This is a genomic window from Ectothiorhodospira shaposhnikovii (genome assembly GCF_016584105.1).
Lineage (GTDB): Bacteria > Pseudomonadota > Gammaproteobacteria > Ectothiorhodospirales > Ectothiorhodospiraceae > Ectothiorhodospira > Ectothiorhodospira shaposhnikovii.
The window spans coordinates 1-274 of the sequence record NZ_NRSM01000143.1; the positions used below are offsets into that span (position 1 = coordinate 1).

Sequence of the window (274 nt, forward strand, 5' to 3'; positions counted from 1 at the left end):
GAAGACACCCTCGCATGAAAACTACCGACTTGCAAGCCCCGTTTCCGTGGTTTGGAGGAAAGCGCAAAGCCGCCGATACCGTGTGGCCCACCTTTGGCGTGGTGGAGAACTACGTGGAACCTTTTGCAGGCAGCGCCGCCATGCTCCTGGCCGCGCCCGAAGGCAAGCGCATCGAAACCATCAACGACTTTGACGGCTTCGTGGCCAACTTCTGGCGCGCGGTATCGCGCGACCCCGACGCCGTAGCCCATGCCGCAGACTGGCCGGTGAACGA

The 274-nt window shown here is 62.4% G+C and carries 1 protein-coding gene; it reads left to right on the plus strand.

Going from position 1 to position 274, the window contains the following annotated elements; genetic code table 11:
- Positions 1 to 14 precede the first annotated feature (14 nt).
- Positions 15 to 274, plus strand: a 260-nt coding sequence (locus tag CKO35_RS17760; protein WP_200177423.1) for a DNA adenine methylase, incomplete at its 3' end; no start/stop codon positions are given.